The 13,231-nt window shown below is 70.2% G+C and carries 10 protein-coding genes; 7 read left to right on the plus strand and 3 right to left on the minus strand.

The window, feature by feature from the left end; translation table 11 throughout:
* The first annotated feature begins 92 nt into the window (after nucleotides 1-92).
* Entirely contained in the window at nucleotides 93-2,000 is a 1,908-nt protein-coding gene (gene dnaG / locus J2X63_RS14025) for a DNA primase (protein WP_309978298.1), read from the plus strand.
* Between the two features lie 16 nt (nucleotides 2,001-2,016).
* Here dnaG and J2X63_RS14030 read toward each other — a convergent pair whose 3' ends face one another.
* From J2X63_RS14030 to J2X63_RS14040, 3 genes are all read right to left on the minus strand, one after another.
* Nucleotides 2,017-2,583 carry a TlpA disulfide reductase family protein gene (locus tag J2X63_RS14030; RefSeq protein WP_309978300.1) on the minus strand — a complete coding sequence of 189 codons (567 nt, stop codon included), beginning with the start codon at nucleotides 2,581-2,583 and terminating at the stop codon, nucleotides 2,017-2,019.
* Nucleotides 2,580-3,059: a hypothetical protein gene (locus J2X63_RS14035; protein WP_309978303.1), complete on the minus strand. Its 480-nt coding sequence runs from the start codon at nucleotides 3,057-3,059 to the stop codon at nucleotides 2,580-2,582. The genes J2X63_RS14030 and J2X63_RS14035 overlap by 4 nt, the downstream gene beginning before the upstream one ends.
* Before the next feature lie 155 nt (nucleotides 3,060-3,214).
* Nucleotides 3,215-5,368, minus strand: a complete 2,154-nt coding sequence (locus J2X63_RS14040; RefSeq protein WP_309978305.1) for a peptidase M6 — start codon at nucleotides 5,366-5,368, stop codon at nucleotides 3,215-3,217.
* 412 nt (nucleotides 5,369-5,780) lie between these two features.
* On the opposite strand from J2X63_RS14040, the gene J2X63_RS14045 reads away from it, so the two are divergent.
* From J2X63_RS14045 to J2X63_RS14070, 6 genes are all read left to right on the plus strand, one after another.
* Entirely contained in the window at nucleotides 5,781-7,415 is a 1,635-nt protein-coding gene (locus tag J2X63_RS14045; RefSeq protein ID WP_309978307.1) for an ABC transporter substrate-binding protein, read from the plus strand.
* 85 nt (nucleotides 7,416-7,500) lie between these two features.
* The gene (locus J2X63_RS14050; protein WP_309978309.1) at nucleotides 7,501-8,595 is read left to right on the plus strand and encodes an ABC transporter permease; all 1,095 of its coding nucleotides are present in this window, start codon (nucleotides 7,501-7,503) and stop codon (nucleotides 8,593-8,595) included.
* A 1-nt stretch (nucleotide 8,596) separates the two neighbouring features.
* The gene (locus tag J2X63_RS14055) at nucleotides 8,597-9,670 is read left to right on the plus strand and encodes an ABC transporter permease (RefSeq protein WP_309978311.1); all 1,074 of its coding nucleotides are present in this window, start codon (nucleotides 8,597-8,599) and stop codon (nucleotides 9,668-9,670) included.
* Nucleotides 9,667-11,355 carry an ABC transporter ATP-binding protein gene (locus J2X63_RS14060; RefSeq protein ID WP_309978313.1) on the plus strand — a complete coding sequence of 563 codons (1,689 nt, stop codon included), beginning with the start codon at nucleotides 9,667-9,669 and terminating at the stop codon, nucleotides 11,353-11,355. The genes J2X63_RS14055 and J2X63_RS14060 overlap by 4 nt, the downstream gene beginning before the upstream one ends.
* Nucleotides 11,355-12,218, plus strand: coding sequence for a dipeptide/oligopeptide/nickel ABC transporter ATP-binding protein (locus J2X63_RS14065; RefSeq protein ID WP_309978315.1), 864 nt, complete (start codon nucleotides 11,355-11,357; stop codon nucleotides 12,216-12,218). The genes J2X63_RS14060 and J2X63_RS14065 overlap by 1 nt, the downstream gene beginning before the upstream one ends.
* The gene (locus J2X63_RS14070; RefSeq protein ID WP_309978318.1) at nucleotides 12,215-13,225 is read left to right on the plus strand and encodes an NAD(P)-dependent oxidoreductase; all 1,011 of its coding nucleotides are present in this window, start codon (nucleotides 12,215-12,217) and stop codon (nucleotides 13,223-13,225) included. Before J2X63_RS14065 ends, J2X63_RS14070 begins: the two co-directional genes overlap by 4 nt.
* The last annotated feature ends 6 nt before the right edge of the window (nucleotides 13,226-13,231 follow it).

Below are 13,231 nucleotides of genomic sequence, written 5' to 3' on the forward strand. Positions count from 1 at the left end.
CAACCCCAGCGGCGTACCGACCCGGGACGGGTCGCCCTGCGACGTGTCCGTATCCGGCCCTCGTCGTTCCGTGGCGAACTAGGATGAGAGCCATGGCGGGCCGCATTCGACAGAGCGATGTCGAAGAGGTCAAGGCCCGCACCAACATCGCCGACATCGTCGGCGAGCACGTGAGCCTCAAGTCCGCGGGCGTCGGCTCCCTGAAGGGGCTGTGCCCCTTCCACGACGAGCGCAGCCCGAGCTTCCACGTGCGTCCGCAGCTCGGCTACTACCACTGCTTCGGATGCGGTGAATCGGGCGACGTCTACTCGTTCCTGCAGCGCATGGACCACGTCTCGTTCACCGAGGCGGTCGAGCGCCTCGCCGGCCGAGTGGGGCTCGAGCTGCACTACGAAGACGGCGGGCAGGCCTCGGACCACGGCAATCGCGCCCGGCTGCTCGCGGCGAACCAGGCCGCCGCCGAGTTCTTCGTCGAGCGACTGGGCGCCCCCGACGCCGAGGTCGGTCGCCGGTTCCTCGGGGAGCGCGGATTCGACGCCGAGGCCGCCCGCAGGTTCGGCGTGGGCTTCGCGCCCAAGAGCTGGGACGCCCTGACCGACCACCTCAAGGGGCGAGGTTTCACGACCGAGGAGCTCGCGGCATCCGGCCTCGTCTCGCAGGGCGACCGTGGCGTCTACGACCGGTTCCGCGGCCGGCTCGTGTGGCCCATCCGCGACGTGACCGGACAGACCGTGGGCTTCGGGGCGCGGCGGCTCCTCGCCGACGACCAGGGCCCCAAGTACCTGAACACCCCCGAGACGGCGATCTACCACAAGGCACAGGTGCTGTACGGCCTCGACCTCGCCAAGCGCGACATCGCGAAGACGCACCGAGTCGTGGTCGTCGAGGGCTACACCGACGTGATGGCGTGCCACCTCGCCGGGGTCACCACCGCGATCGCGACGTGCGGCACGTCGTTCGGCGTCGACCACATCAAGGTGCTGCGGCGGGTGCTCGGCGACGACTCGGGCATCGGCGAGGTCGTCTTCACGTTCGACGGTGACGCGGCCGGGCAGCAGGCCGCCATGCGCGCCTTCGCCGAGGAGCAGCGCTTCGCGGCCCAGACGTTCGTCGCGGTCGCGCCTGACGGACTCGACCCCTGCGACCTGCGGCTCGCGCGCGGCGACGCCGCGGTGCGCTCGCTCGTCGACACCCGCACGCCGATGTTCGAGTTCGTGATCCGCCACACGGTCGCGCGCTACGACCTCGAGACGGTCGAGGGGCGGGTGTCCGCGCTCCGGGCCGCGGCGCCGGCCGTCGCCGACATCCGCGACCCCGCGCTGCGCCCCGGATACACGCGGGAGCTCGCGCGGATGCTGGGCCTCGAGCTCGCTGAGGTCGAGCGGGCCGTGCGATCGGCGGCGTCACGCCCCAAGGGCACCGCCGCGGGCGGCGACCGACGCGGATCGGTTGCCTCGGCGGCGCCGGGCAACGGGCAGCAGGGTTCGCCGCGTGATCAGGCCGCGGCCGCGGATGCCCCGACCCGCCCGTTCTCGATCACCGACCTGCCGAACGACCCGTCGACCCGGCTCGAGCGCGACGCGTTGCAGGTCATCCTGCAGTACCCCGACGCGGTCGGCGCCGACCTGCTCCGCCACGCGATCGACTGCCGGTTCGGCAACGCGACGCTTGCGGTCGTCCGCGACGCCGTGGCATCCGTGCTCGCGTCGCCCGAGCCCGCCATCCGCGTCGACCGGGTCGTCGAGGAGGTGCCCGCGCCGTTCAGCGGCATCGTGCACCAGCTCGCCGTCGCGCCCGTGCCGCAGCGCAGCGAGGCCGAGCTCGCGGCCTACGTCACGGGGGTGGTGAGCGCGCTCGTCGACCGGGAGCTCCTGCGGCAGAAGTCCGAGCTGCTCGGCCGGCTCCAGCGCGCGGATCGCGCCGACACGGCGACGTACACCGCGCTCCAGCACGCCCTCGTCGACCTCGAGCGCGATCGTCGAGCCCTGCGGGGCGACTGACGGGACGCGCCCCCGCTCAGCCTGCGCGGGACACCATCTGCTCGAGTTGCTCGCCGATCTTCACGGCGTCGGCGCCGCCCGGCCAGAGCTTCACGAGATGCCCGTCGGCGTCGATGAGCGCGGTCATGGGCGGCTCGGTCACGGCGTAGGCGCGCCAGATCTGCAGGTCGGGATCGAGCACGACGGGGTCGCCGACCTGGTGGTCCTCGAGGTAGGTCGCGAGCGCTTCGGGGTCGGTGTCGCCCGAGACCTGGGCGATCGCCACGGCGTCGCCGTACTGGGACGCCACGTCGGCGAGCACGCCCTGCTGGCCGGCGCACGTGGAGCACCAGCTGGCCATGAACTGCACGATGAGCGGACGCCCAGCCGCGAGGACGTCCAGGTCGACCTCCGTGCCGTCGACCAGACGGCCCTCGAGCGACGGGGCAGCGGGGGCCTCCGCGTCGGAGGCGAACGACGTGCCCTCGGGGAGGTCGCCGGGAAGTCGAGCCGCTCCACCTCGTGGTTCGGACGTGCACGCAGCGAGGGTGAGGGCCAGGGCAGCGGCGGCGGCGACCGTGGCGACTCGGCGGAGGGAGATCATTCGGTTCCTTCGATGGTGGGGTCGGCGAGTGCCGGCACGAAGACCATCGGGTCAGCGGCATCCGCCTCGTGTTCGGCGACGACCTGTCCGTCGATGCTGACGGAGTACTGCGTCCCGTCGTCCAGCTCCGCGATTCCCAGGGAGAACCGGCAGAAGGTGGGGATGCGCGGGGCCGTGCCGTAGTCGATGTCGTCGACCTTCACCGCCTCGCCGTCGCCGAGCACCGCGGCGAACACCTGGCGGCCCTCGTCGTCGTGGAGGGAGAGTTGGGCGCCCTTGTGGACGCCGAGGTACGGCCGCGCTCCGGAGCATGCGGCGCCGACCTCCCGGAGGTGGCCGTCGCGGACGACGAGCTGCAGGCCGCCCGCCTCGCCATCTCCGGCGCCGGCGGTCGTGCCGGCGCACCCGGCGAGCGCGGCGGCGGACAGGATCGTCGCGGCGAGCAGCGCAGGGCGGTGGACGGGTCGGAACCTCACGTGGCCTCCTCGTGCCCGCCGATCGGCCGGGCGTCGTGTCGTGTCGTTCGTGTCGTGTGATCGTACGGGCTCGCGCGGAACCCGCGTGACGCCGAACGGGGCGACGCGGAACGGGAGGTCGTCCCCGTTCCGCGTGCCCCGCTCGGTGCGAGCGACTACCGGGCCTTGCCCGGAGCGTCGAGCTCGCAGGTGATCGTCTCGGTCTTCGACGGGTCGTTCTCCGACGTCGCCGTGACCGTGACGGTCGCGTCGCGGTCGGCGTCGGCTCCGCGGGAGGCGTAGACGGGCAGCTCGATCGTCGAGCCGGCCGCCGCCGCGACGATGCTGCTCGGCGTCGTCACCGACCATCCGCGTCCCTCGACGGAGGTGGCCAGACGGTAGATGTCGCTGTTCGCCTTCGGGTCCTCGACTGCTGCGCCGGTGTTCGTGAGCGGCACGAGGCACTGTGCGATCGCGGTGCCGTCGGCCTGCGCCTGGCCGTGCATGGCGGCGAGGTTGCCCTTCACCGTCGCGGCGCCGAGGTCGATGCCGCGGGCCTGCGGTCCGGCGCTCACCGTGGAGCGCACGGCCACGTCGTAGGAGAGGATGCCCTCGGCGTCGCGCTCCACGTTCAGGACGTAGAAGTGCAGTCCGTTCGCGGCGTCCACGTACTCGTACTCGGAACCCGAGTCGTTGCCGGCGTGGAAGAGCGCATCGTTCAGCTGGCGCTGGTCACCCCGCGTGATCATGATCGGGGTGCCGTCGGGCCGCACGTAGTCGACCGTCGCGATGTCCTGCGGGTTCGCGTCGATCGTCCAGATGAACGGGTTGCGGTCCTGGTTCTTCGTCTTGGCGATCATCACGCCGTGGTCGGGCTGGAACGAGTCCGTGCCCATCCGGTCGATGACCTCCACGGTGTAGTTGTCGAACGACCCGCCATCGCAGTCGTACTTCGCCTGGCGCGTGCAGGTGCCCGTCGAGTCATCCGCCGCCGCCGCCGTGGGCTTGTCGAAGACGAGGTTGATGCCCGTCAGCTCGCCCGGCCGCATGACGGCGCGGGAGACCACCCTGGTGACGACGGAGCCGAGCGCGTCGAGGTCGCTCTCCTGGAGGTTCAGGTAGTTCGCCTCGTCGATGATCCCGAGGTTGATGCGGTTGCGGAGGCCGACGCCCGAGGGCTGCGATCCGCCGGCGACCGAGGGGACGCTCCAGCGCTCGTGGGTGCCGCCGGGCCCGTTGAACGTGCCTCGCGCCAGGATGTCGAATGGACCGCTCGTGTCACGCAGGGGTCCGCCGTCGGCGGCTTCCGTGCCGTACGGGTTCCCGTAGTTGTCGGCGATGCCCAGGATGTGCGAGAACTCGTGGGCGTAGGTGCCCATGCCCGACGACTCCGCCTGCGTGGAGTTGCCGGCGCGGCCGTTCCTCGGGGAGTTCGCGTTCGGCCAGTGGTTGACCGCGGCGGCCCAAGACGTCCACGGGACGTAGCGGGTCTTCGCCCAGTTCGCCATGGGCGCGCCGTTCTGGTCGAGCGCGACGCCGTTCTCATCTCGCGGCGGCCCGAAGTCGTCGGTCACGTCCTCGGGGTGCTCGAACAGCATCTGCCCGAACTCCTCCCACGTCGACGACTCGTCGTGGCCGGCGGTGACGTAGAACACCTGGTCGAACTGGGTGAGCGGGTCGGCGCTGCCGATGTCGGCGCCCCAGAGCGCCAGTGCGTCGGTGCGGATGTTCTTGTCGCACGACTCGCCCTGCGGGCAGAACGCGGCGTTCGGCTTGTTGAACGAGTCGTTCAGGCCGTACTCCTCGATGTTGCCGGGAAGCTGGTACGGCCCGAACGCCTGCATCTGCACGCTGAGGCGGCCGCCCGACTGCTCCATCCAGTACTCGTTGATGGTGCGTCCGTGGTTGAGCTCGCTGGGCTTGTTGAGCAGGTCGAGGTAGAACTGCGGCACGTCCTCGCGAGCGAGGCCGTTGGTGAGACCCGACGGGTCGCCGAACGCGTGCGCGCCCTCGGGCTGGGTGACGAGGAAGGGCTGGTTCTCGAAGTCGACGAGCACGATCGCGCCGTTGAACTGCCGCTCCGAGCCCTCGATGTCGTTGGCCCAGTCGGTGCCGGGAACGGCGACGTAGTCGTCCCAGGTCATGTCGTCCATGTTCTCCCAGGACTGCGGGTCGACCGGGCCGAGCACGGATGGGTCGAAGGAGTCGGGAGGTGCCGCCATCGCGCTGCCGCTCGACACCGTCGCGAGCGTGATGACGCCCGCGGCGGCGGCGACCGCGAGCCCGGCTCGCCTCGTCGCGGTTCTGGGTCGGTGATCTCGTCGTGCCACTGCAACCTCCATGTCGTCTCCCGCGGGGCGATGCGCCCGCGTGCACCGTTTCCTGTGATGCGGCATTGCATCCGCTGGGAAAGCGATGTCCAAGGATCCTTCCATCGGGGCCCGCGAGAGCGACAGGTCGCCGCGCCGAATCGACGCGTGGCGAATTCCGACGGTTACCCGTCAGGATTTCCGAGCATTACGGTCCGATAACGTTGAGTTCCCGCTCCAGTCCGCCGTGCTACCTCTTGAAGGGTCCTCCCGCTCGCAGCAGAGCGGCGGGGTGGCCCGTCCTCGTCTCGAGGGCGGACGACGAGCGACCCGTTCCACGCCCGCATGCGGACCCCGAACGCGCCGGTCCCACCAACTCGGCATCCGCCTTCCGAAGGTCGAGCCGAACTCCCATAGGAAGAGGTAGACGGATATGACATCCGCATCCACGAACCGGAACCGCGCCCTCATCGCGGTGGCCGGTGCCTCCGTGGCCGCCCTCGCACTCGCCGGCTGCACCGCCGGCGGCGGCGGCAGCAGCGAGGCATCCGGTGGCACGCTGACCATCGGCACCACCGAGCAGGTCACCGCGCTCGACCCGGCCGGCTCGTACGACAACGGTTCGTTCGCCGTGATGAACCAGGTGTACCCGTTCCTGCTCAACACCCCCTACGGCAGCCCCGACGTCGAGCCCGACATCGCGGAGTCCGCCGAGTTCACCAGCCCCACCGAGTACACGGTGACGCTGAAGCCCGACCTCAAGTTCGCCAACGGCAACGACCTCACCGCGTCCGACGTGAAGTTCACGTTCGACCGGCAGCTCGCGATCGCCGACGAGAACGGCCCGTCGTCGCTGCTCTACAACCTCGACTCGGTCGAGGCCGTCGACGACACCACCGTCGTCTTCACGCTGAAGTCGGAGAACGACCAGATCTTCCCGCAGATCCTGTCGAGCCCGGTCGGCCCGATCGTCGACGAGGACGTCTTCTCGGCCGACTCGCTCACCTCCGACGACGACATCGTCGCGGGCAACGCGTTCGCCGGCCAGTACGTCATCGACAGCTACGACTTCAACAACCTGATCTCGTACAAGGCGAATCCCGACTACCAGGGCATCCTGGGCGAGGCGAAGACCGACACGGTCAACGTGAAGTACTACACCGACGCCTCGAACCTGAAGCTCGACGTACAGGAGGGGAACATCGACGTCGCGCACCGCACGCTGAGCGCGACCGACATCGAAGACCTCCGCGGCAACGACAAGGTGAAGGTCGTCGACGGCCCCGGTGGCGAGATCCGCTACCTCGTCTTCAACTTCAACACGATGCCGTTCGGCGCGACCACCCCCGAGGCGGACCCGGCGAAGGCGCTCGCCGTCCGCCAGGCCATCGCCGACCTCATCGACCGCGACGCGATCTCGGAGGACGTGTACAAGGGCACCTTCACGCCGCTGTACTCCTACGTCCCCGAGGGCCTCACGGGTGCCAACGAGGCGCTCAAGGAGCTCTACGGCGACGGCAACGGCGCACCCGACCCCGACAAGGCGGCGGCCACGCTCGAGGCGGCCGGCATCACCACGCCGCTCGACATCTCGATCCAGTACGTGGCCGAGCGCTACGGACCGTCGTCGAGCGACGAGTACGCGATCATCAAGGACAACCTCGAGTCGAGCGGCCTGTTCACCGTGAACCTGCAGTCGACCGAGTGGGTCCAGTACTCCAAGGACCGCGTCGCCGACCTCTACCCGGCCTACCAGCTGGGTTGGTTCCCCGACTACTCGGACGCCGACAACTACCTCACGCCGTTCTTCCTCACGGAGAACTTCCTCGCGAACCACTACGACAACCCCGAGGTGAACGACCTGATCCTCGAGCAGGCCGTCACGGCGGACCCCGAGGCTCGCGCGGCGCTCATCGGCGAGATCCAGGACAAGGTCGCAGCCGACCTGTCGACGATCCCGTACATGCAGGGCGCGCAGGTCGCGGTCGTGGGCAGCGATGTCGACGGTGCCGAGGACACGCTCGACGCGTCGTTCAAGTTCCGCTACGGCGCGCTCTCCAAGGGCTGATCCGCACTAGAGTCGTTGAAGCTCGACGACGGGGGCGACCTGCTACCGCGGGTCGCCCCCGTTCCCCTGTACCCCTGAGGAATCCATGAGCACACTAGACACCGTTCCAACGACGGAGGATGTCCCGGCCTCGGGTCGCCCGAAGCCCAAGTCGCAGGGCGGCGGGTTCGGCCGCTACCTGCTCGTCCGCTTCCTGCTGATCTTCCCGACGATCTTCATCCTCGTCACCCTCGTGTTCTTCCTGATGCGCACGACGGGCGATCCGATCACGGCCGCCCAGGGTGGCCGTCTGGGACCGGAGGCCCTCGCAGAGCTGCGAGCCGCCGCCGGGTACGACCGTCCGCTCATCGTCCAGTACTTCGAGTACCTGGGCCAGCTCATCACGGGCAACTTCGGCACGACGGTGACCACGAATCGTCCCGTGCTCGAGGTGCTCGCGACCTATGGGCCCGCCACGTTCGAGCTCGTCTTCTACTCGCTGATCGTGGCGTTCGTCGTGGGCATCCCGCTCGGCCTGCTCACCGCCTACTACCGCGACAAGCCGCAGGATGCGGTGTTCCGGGTGCTGGCGATCTACTGGTACGCCGTGCCGGTGTTCTTCGCCGGCCTCATCCTGAAGCTGATCTTCTCGGTCTGGCTGCAGTGGTTCCCGGTCGCCGGCCGCGCGAGCGTCGGCGCCGAACTGGAGATGCAGCTCCTGCCGAACTCGACCGGTTTCTACACGATCGACGCGCTCATGACCGGCGACCCCGAGGTCCTCGGCGACGTGCTGTCGCACGCCGTGCTGCCCGCCATCGCGCTGGGACTCCTCACCGCCGGCATCTTCCTGAGACTCGTCCGCACGAACGTGATCGGCACCCTGGCCACCGACTACGTCGACGCCGCCCGATCGCGCGGCGTCAGCGAGCTCCGGCTGCTCCGCAAGCACGCCTACCGGCCGGCGCTGATCCCCATCATCACGGTCATCGGGCTGCAGATCGCGCTCCTGCTCTCGGGCGCCGTGCTCACCGAGACCACCTTCGAGTGGAAGGGGCTCGGCTTCATCCTCGTCGAGTTCATCGAGTCGCGGGACTACATCGCCGTGCAGGGCATCGTCGTGCTGCTCGCCGTGATCGTCGCGCTCACGAACTTCATCGTCGACATCCTCGCGGCGTTCATCGACCCGAGAGTGAGGTACTGAAATGACCGCTGCATCCGTCGCCAGTCCTCCGAGGCGCCGCCTTCGCGATCGACTGCCCGTCGTCCACCAGCTCCGCCAGAGCGTGGGCCTGCAACGGGGGATGCTCGTCGCCGGCCTCATCCTGATGGCCGTCTTCATCATCTACGCCGTCTTCGCGCCGCTGCTCGCGCCCTACGGCTTCGCCCAGCGGGCCGACGCCGAGGGCGCCTTCGGCACGCAGCAGCCGCCGTCAGCCGCGCACCCGTTCGGCACCACCGTCGGCGGATACGACGTGCTGTCGCGGGTGATCTGGGGCACGCAGACCGCGATCCTCGTGGTCATCGTCGCCGTGCTGCTCTCGATCTTCATCGGCGTCGCCCTCGGCCTCTACTCGGGGTACTTCGGCGGCTGGCTCGACCGAACGCTCGTGGTCATCTGCGATGCCATCTACGCGTTCCCGTCGCTGCTGCTGGCGATCGTGCTCTCCATCGTCATCTCGGGCGGGCAGTCCAGCCTGTGGGGCGGCATTCTCGCGGCGGCCGGGTCGATCGTCGTGGTCTTCATCCCGCAGTACTTCCGGGTGATCCGCGCCGAGACCGTGCGGATCAAGGCGGAGCCGTTCGTGGAGTCCGCGAAGGTGCTCGGCGCGTCCAATTCGCGGATCGTGTTCAAGCACGTGTTCCGCAACGCCACTCGCACCCTTCCGCTCATCATCACGCTGAACTCCGCCGAAGCGATCCTCACGCTCGCTGCGCTCGGCTATGTGGGCTTCGGCATCGAGCCGACGGCGGCCGCCGAGTGGGGCTACGACCTCAACAAGGCCCAGTCGGATGTCACGAGCGGCATCTGGTGGACGGCGCTCTACCCCGGACTCGCCATCGTGCTCTCGGTGCTCGGCATCATGCTCGTCGGCGAGAGCCTCAACGACCTCGCGGACCCGCGCCTGCGTGGACGTCGGCGGGTCGCCCAGTCCTCCGGTGACGTCGCGGAGACGTCGGTGGTGCCGGGTGGCACCCTGACCGCCGGCCCTGGCGGAATCGACGGGCTGGAAGACGGAGAGACGTTCGACGAGCACGGGATCGAGGTCAAGCGATGAGCACGGTGGTCGACATCAGGAACCTCGGCGTCTCGTTCGCCACCGACGCCGGCGCGGTCAAGGCGATCGACGACGTCTCGATCACGGTCCAGCGCGGCGAGGTGGTCGCCATCGTGGGCGAGTCCGGCAGCGGCAAGACCGTTACGGCGAAGACCATCCTCGGGCTGCTGCCCGAGACGGCCACGACCAAGGGCTCGGTCGTGCTGTCGAACCGTGAGGGCACGCGTGAGAACGACGTGATCTCGGTGTCGAAGCAGCGGCTGCGCGACCTGCGCGGCACCGATGTGGCGATGGTGTTCCAGGAGCCCTCCACGGCGCTGAACCCGGTCTACACGGTGGGCTGGCAGATCGCGGAGGGCCTGCGCGCACACGGGAACCTGTCGAAGAAGGAGGCGCGCGCGAAGGCGATCGACATCCTCGGCCGTGTCGGCATCCCCGACCCCGAGGTGCGCGTCGACCACTTCCCGCACCAGTTCTCCGGCGGGCAGAAGCAGCGCGTGGTCATCGCGATGGCCCTCGTGCTCGAGCCCGGGCTCATCGTGGCCGACGAGCCCACCACCGCCCTCGACGTCACCGTGCAAGCCGAGATCCTCGACCTGCTCCGACGCTGCCGTGACGAGTTCGGCACCGCGATCGTGCTCATCACGCACAACATGGGCGTCGTCGCCGACCTCGCGGATCGCGTGGTCGTGATGTACCAGGGCAACGTCGTCGAGGAGGCTGACGTCCACACCCTGTTCGCGGCGCCGCAGGCCGACTACACGAAGAAGCTCCTGGCCGCGGTGCCCTACGTCGGACACGGCACGGCGAAGGCGGTGGAGCGAGCCGCGGCGCGCCCCAGCAACTGGACCGAGCAGCCGCCGGTGGTCGAGGCGAAGGGCCTCGAGATCACCTATCCGGGGCGGTTCGGCCGCACGGGCTTCCAAGCGGTCGGCGGTGTCGACCTGGTGATCCGGCCGGGGGAGGTGCTCGGACTCGTCGGCGAGTCCGGCTCGGGCAAGACCACCATAGGCCGGGCGATCGCGGGACTGACGAAGGTCACCGGCGGATCCCTGAAGGTGCTGGACGCCGAGATGAACGGCATCCGGGAGCGCGCGTTCCGCCCGCTCCGCAGCCGCATCGGGTTCGTGTTCCAGGATCCCGCTTCGAGCTTCAACCCACTGCTCACGATCGCCGAGTGCGTGGCGGAACCGCTCGTGATCCACGGGCGTGCGAAGGACGCCGGGGCGGCGCGGACGCGGGTGGACGAGCTCCTCGAGGCGGTGCAGCTTCCCAAGGCGTACGGCGATCGCTATCCCCATGAGCTGTCGGGCGGGCAGCGGCAGCGCGCGAGCCTGGCCCGGGCGCTGGCGCTGGAGCCCGAGCTGCTCATCGCCGACGAGCCGACCTCCGCGCTCGACGTGTCGGTGCAGGCCCGCGTGCTGGAGCTCTTCGCCGAGCTGCAGCGCGAGTTCGGCTTCGCGTCGCTGTTCATCAGCCACGACCTCGCGGTGGTCGACCTCGTCGCCGACCGCATCGCGGTGCTCTACCACGGCCGCCTCGTCGAGGAGGGTACCGGCCTCGAGGTGCTCGGCTCGCCCGTCGACCCGTACACGCAGCGCCTGCTCGCCTCGCTTCCCGTGCCGGATCCGGCCGCGCAGGCCGAGCGGCGTGAGGAGCTCCGCCGCCTGCGGGAGGCCGACTGATGCGGGGCGCGGCGCACGGCTTCCCGGTGGTGCTGAGCGACCTGTCACTCGAGTACCCCTCGCACGGGCCGAGCCCTGCGCATGTCGCCCTGCACGGGTTGACGTTGACCATCCACCCGGGCGAGGTGCTCGGGCTCCTCGGCAGCGCCGGCAGTGGCAAGAGCACGCTCGCCAAGGTGCTCTCGGGCGTGGCGTTCGATCCCCAATCGGCCGAGGTGCGGCCCGTCATCACCGGCGGAGAGGCCACGGTGCTCGGGCATCGCCTCCGTTCGCTGCCGCGACGCAAGGTGCCCGAGCTGCAGTTCCACGTGGGCTACCTCCCGCAGGATGCGGCCGCCATGCTGCCCCGCGATCGCACGGTGTCCGAGATCGTGGCCGAGCCGATCCTCGAGCGGGACCGGCGGTACAACCGCAAGGCCCTGCAGACCCGGGTGGCGACCATGATCGACGCCGTGCGGCTTCCGCTCGGCATGCTCGACAAGTTCCCCTACGAGCTGAGCGGGGGGCAGCGCCAGCGCGTCGCCCTGGCACAGGCGCTCGTGCTCGGCCCGTCGCTGCTGATCGCCGACGAGCCGACCGCGGGCATCGACCTGACGGTGCGCGACGCCGTTGCGCAGCTCATCAGCGAGCTGCGCGACCGCGAGCACCACTCGTTCTCCGCGCTCATCATCAGCCATGACCTGCCGGTGCTGCGACGCACCGCAGATCGCATCGCGGTGCTCGACAAGGGGGAGCTCGCGGCACTCGGCACCATCGACGAGGTGTTCCACGATCCCGCCCATCCCTACGTGATGGCCCTGGCCGGTGCCCTCGACGCGGGCCATGCGGTGATCGACGAGCTGGAGGACGGTCCGACGGCATGACGGATGCCGCGTCGCCGCGTCGTCCGCATCGTGTGGTCTCGGGCTCCCAGCCGCCGACGAGCCCCGCCTGGCGTCCGGCGTCGCCCGGCCCGATCGCCGTGCTGCCCGATGGCGACCCCGTGGTGACTGCGGCGGTGGGCGGCGCGGGCGGCGCGGTCGCGGCGCTCGGACCCGGCACCCGCGGGATCGTCTGGACCGCGGCATCCGGAGCGGAGTCGCTGCAGCACGCGCTCGACGCGCACCCCGGCGTCTCCTGGGTGCAGCTCCCGTGGGCGGGAGTCGATGCGTTCGCGCCGCTGCTCGCCCGCTTCCGGGACGACGGTCGCACGTGGACGAGCGCGAAGGGCGCGTACGCGCAGCCCGTCGCCGAGCACGCCCTCATGCTGGCCCTCGCCGTGCTGCGGGAGGTGCCGATGCGGGTGCGCGCCGAGCAGTGGGACGTCGACGAGCGCGGTCGCACCCTGTTCGGCTCCGACGTGGTCATCGTCGGGGCAGGCGGCATCGCGACCGAGCTCCTGCGGCTCCTGGCGCCGTTCGGCGTCCGCGTCACCGTCGTCCGCCGTCGCGACGAGCCGGTCGAGGGTGCGTGGCGCACGGTCGGGGTCGCCGACCTGGGCCCGGCGCTCGAGCACGCCGAGGTCGTCTTCGTGGCGGCGGCGCTCACCGGCGAGACACGCGGGCTCATCGGCGCGCGCGAGCTCCAACGGATGCCGCACGGCGCCGTGCTCGTGAACGTGGCGCGCGGCGCCGTGGTCGACACCGACGCCCTGGTCGCCGCCCTCGCATCGGGCGCCCTCGGCGGCGCCGGGCTGGACGTCACCGACCCCGAGCCGTTGCCCACGGGGCATCCGCTGTGGACCGCGCCCAACACGATCATCACCCCGCACGTCGCCGACACCGAGGCGATGGTCGTGCCGCTCTTCGCCGAGCGGGTCGGTCGCAACGTCGCCGCGTTCCTCGCCGGGCGACCGCTCGAGGGTCGCATCGATGCTGGCGCGGGATACTGACGGTCC

This window comes from Agromyces sp. 3263 (assembly GCF_031456545.1).
Taxonomy (GTDB): domain Bacteria; phylum Actinomycetota; class Actinomycetes; order Actinomycetales; family Microbacteriaceae; genus Agromyces.

Bases quoted from the DNA above. Each gene is read 5' to 3' on its own strand.
- dnaG (WP_309978298.1), top strand. From the start codon at position 93: ATGGCGGGCCGCATTCGACAGAGCGATGTCGAAGAGGTCAAGGCCCGC.
- J2X63_RS14030 (WP_309978300.1), bottom strand. From the start codon at position 2,583: ATGATCTCCCTCCGCCGAGTCGCCACGGTCGCCGCCGCCGCTGCCCTG.
- J2X63_RS14045 (WP_309978307.1), top strand. From the start codon at position 5,781: ATGACATCCGCATCCACGAACCGGAACCGCGCCCTCATCGCGGTGGCC.
- J2X63_RS14050 (WP_309978309.1), top strand. From the start codon at position 7,501: ATGAGCACACTAGACACCGTTCCAACGACGGAGGATGTCCCGGCCTCG.
- J2X63_RS14055 (WP_309978311.1), top strand. From the start codon at position 8,597: ATGACCGCTGCATCCGTCGCCAGTCCTCCGAGGCGCCGCCTTCGCGAT.
- J2X63_RS14060 (WP_309978313.1), top strand. From the start codon at position 9,667: ATGAGCACGGTGGTCGACATCAGGAACCTCGGCGTCTCGTTCGCCACC.
- J2X63_RS14065 (WP_309978315.1), top strand. From the start codon at position 11,355: ATGCGGGGCGCGGCGCACGGCTTCCCGGTGGTGCTGAGCGACCTGTCA.
- J2X63_RS14070 (WP_309978318.1), top strand. From the start codon at position 12,215: ATGACGGATGCCGCGTCGCCGCGTCGTCCGCATCGTGTGGTCTCGGGC.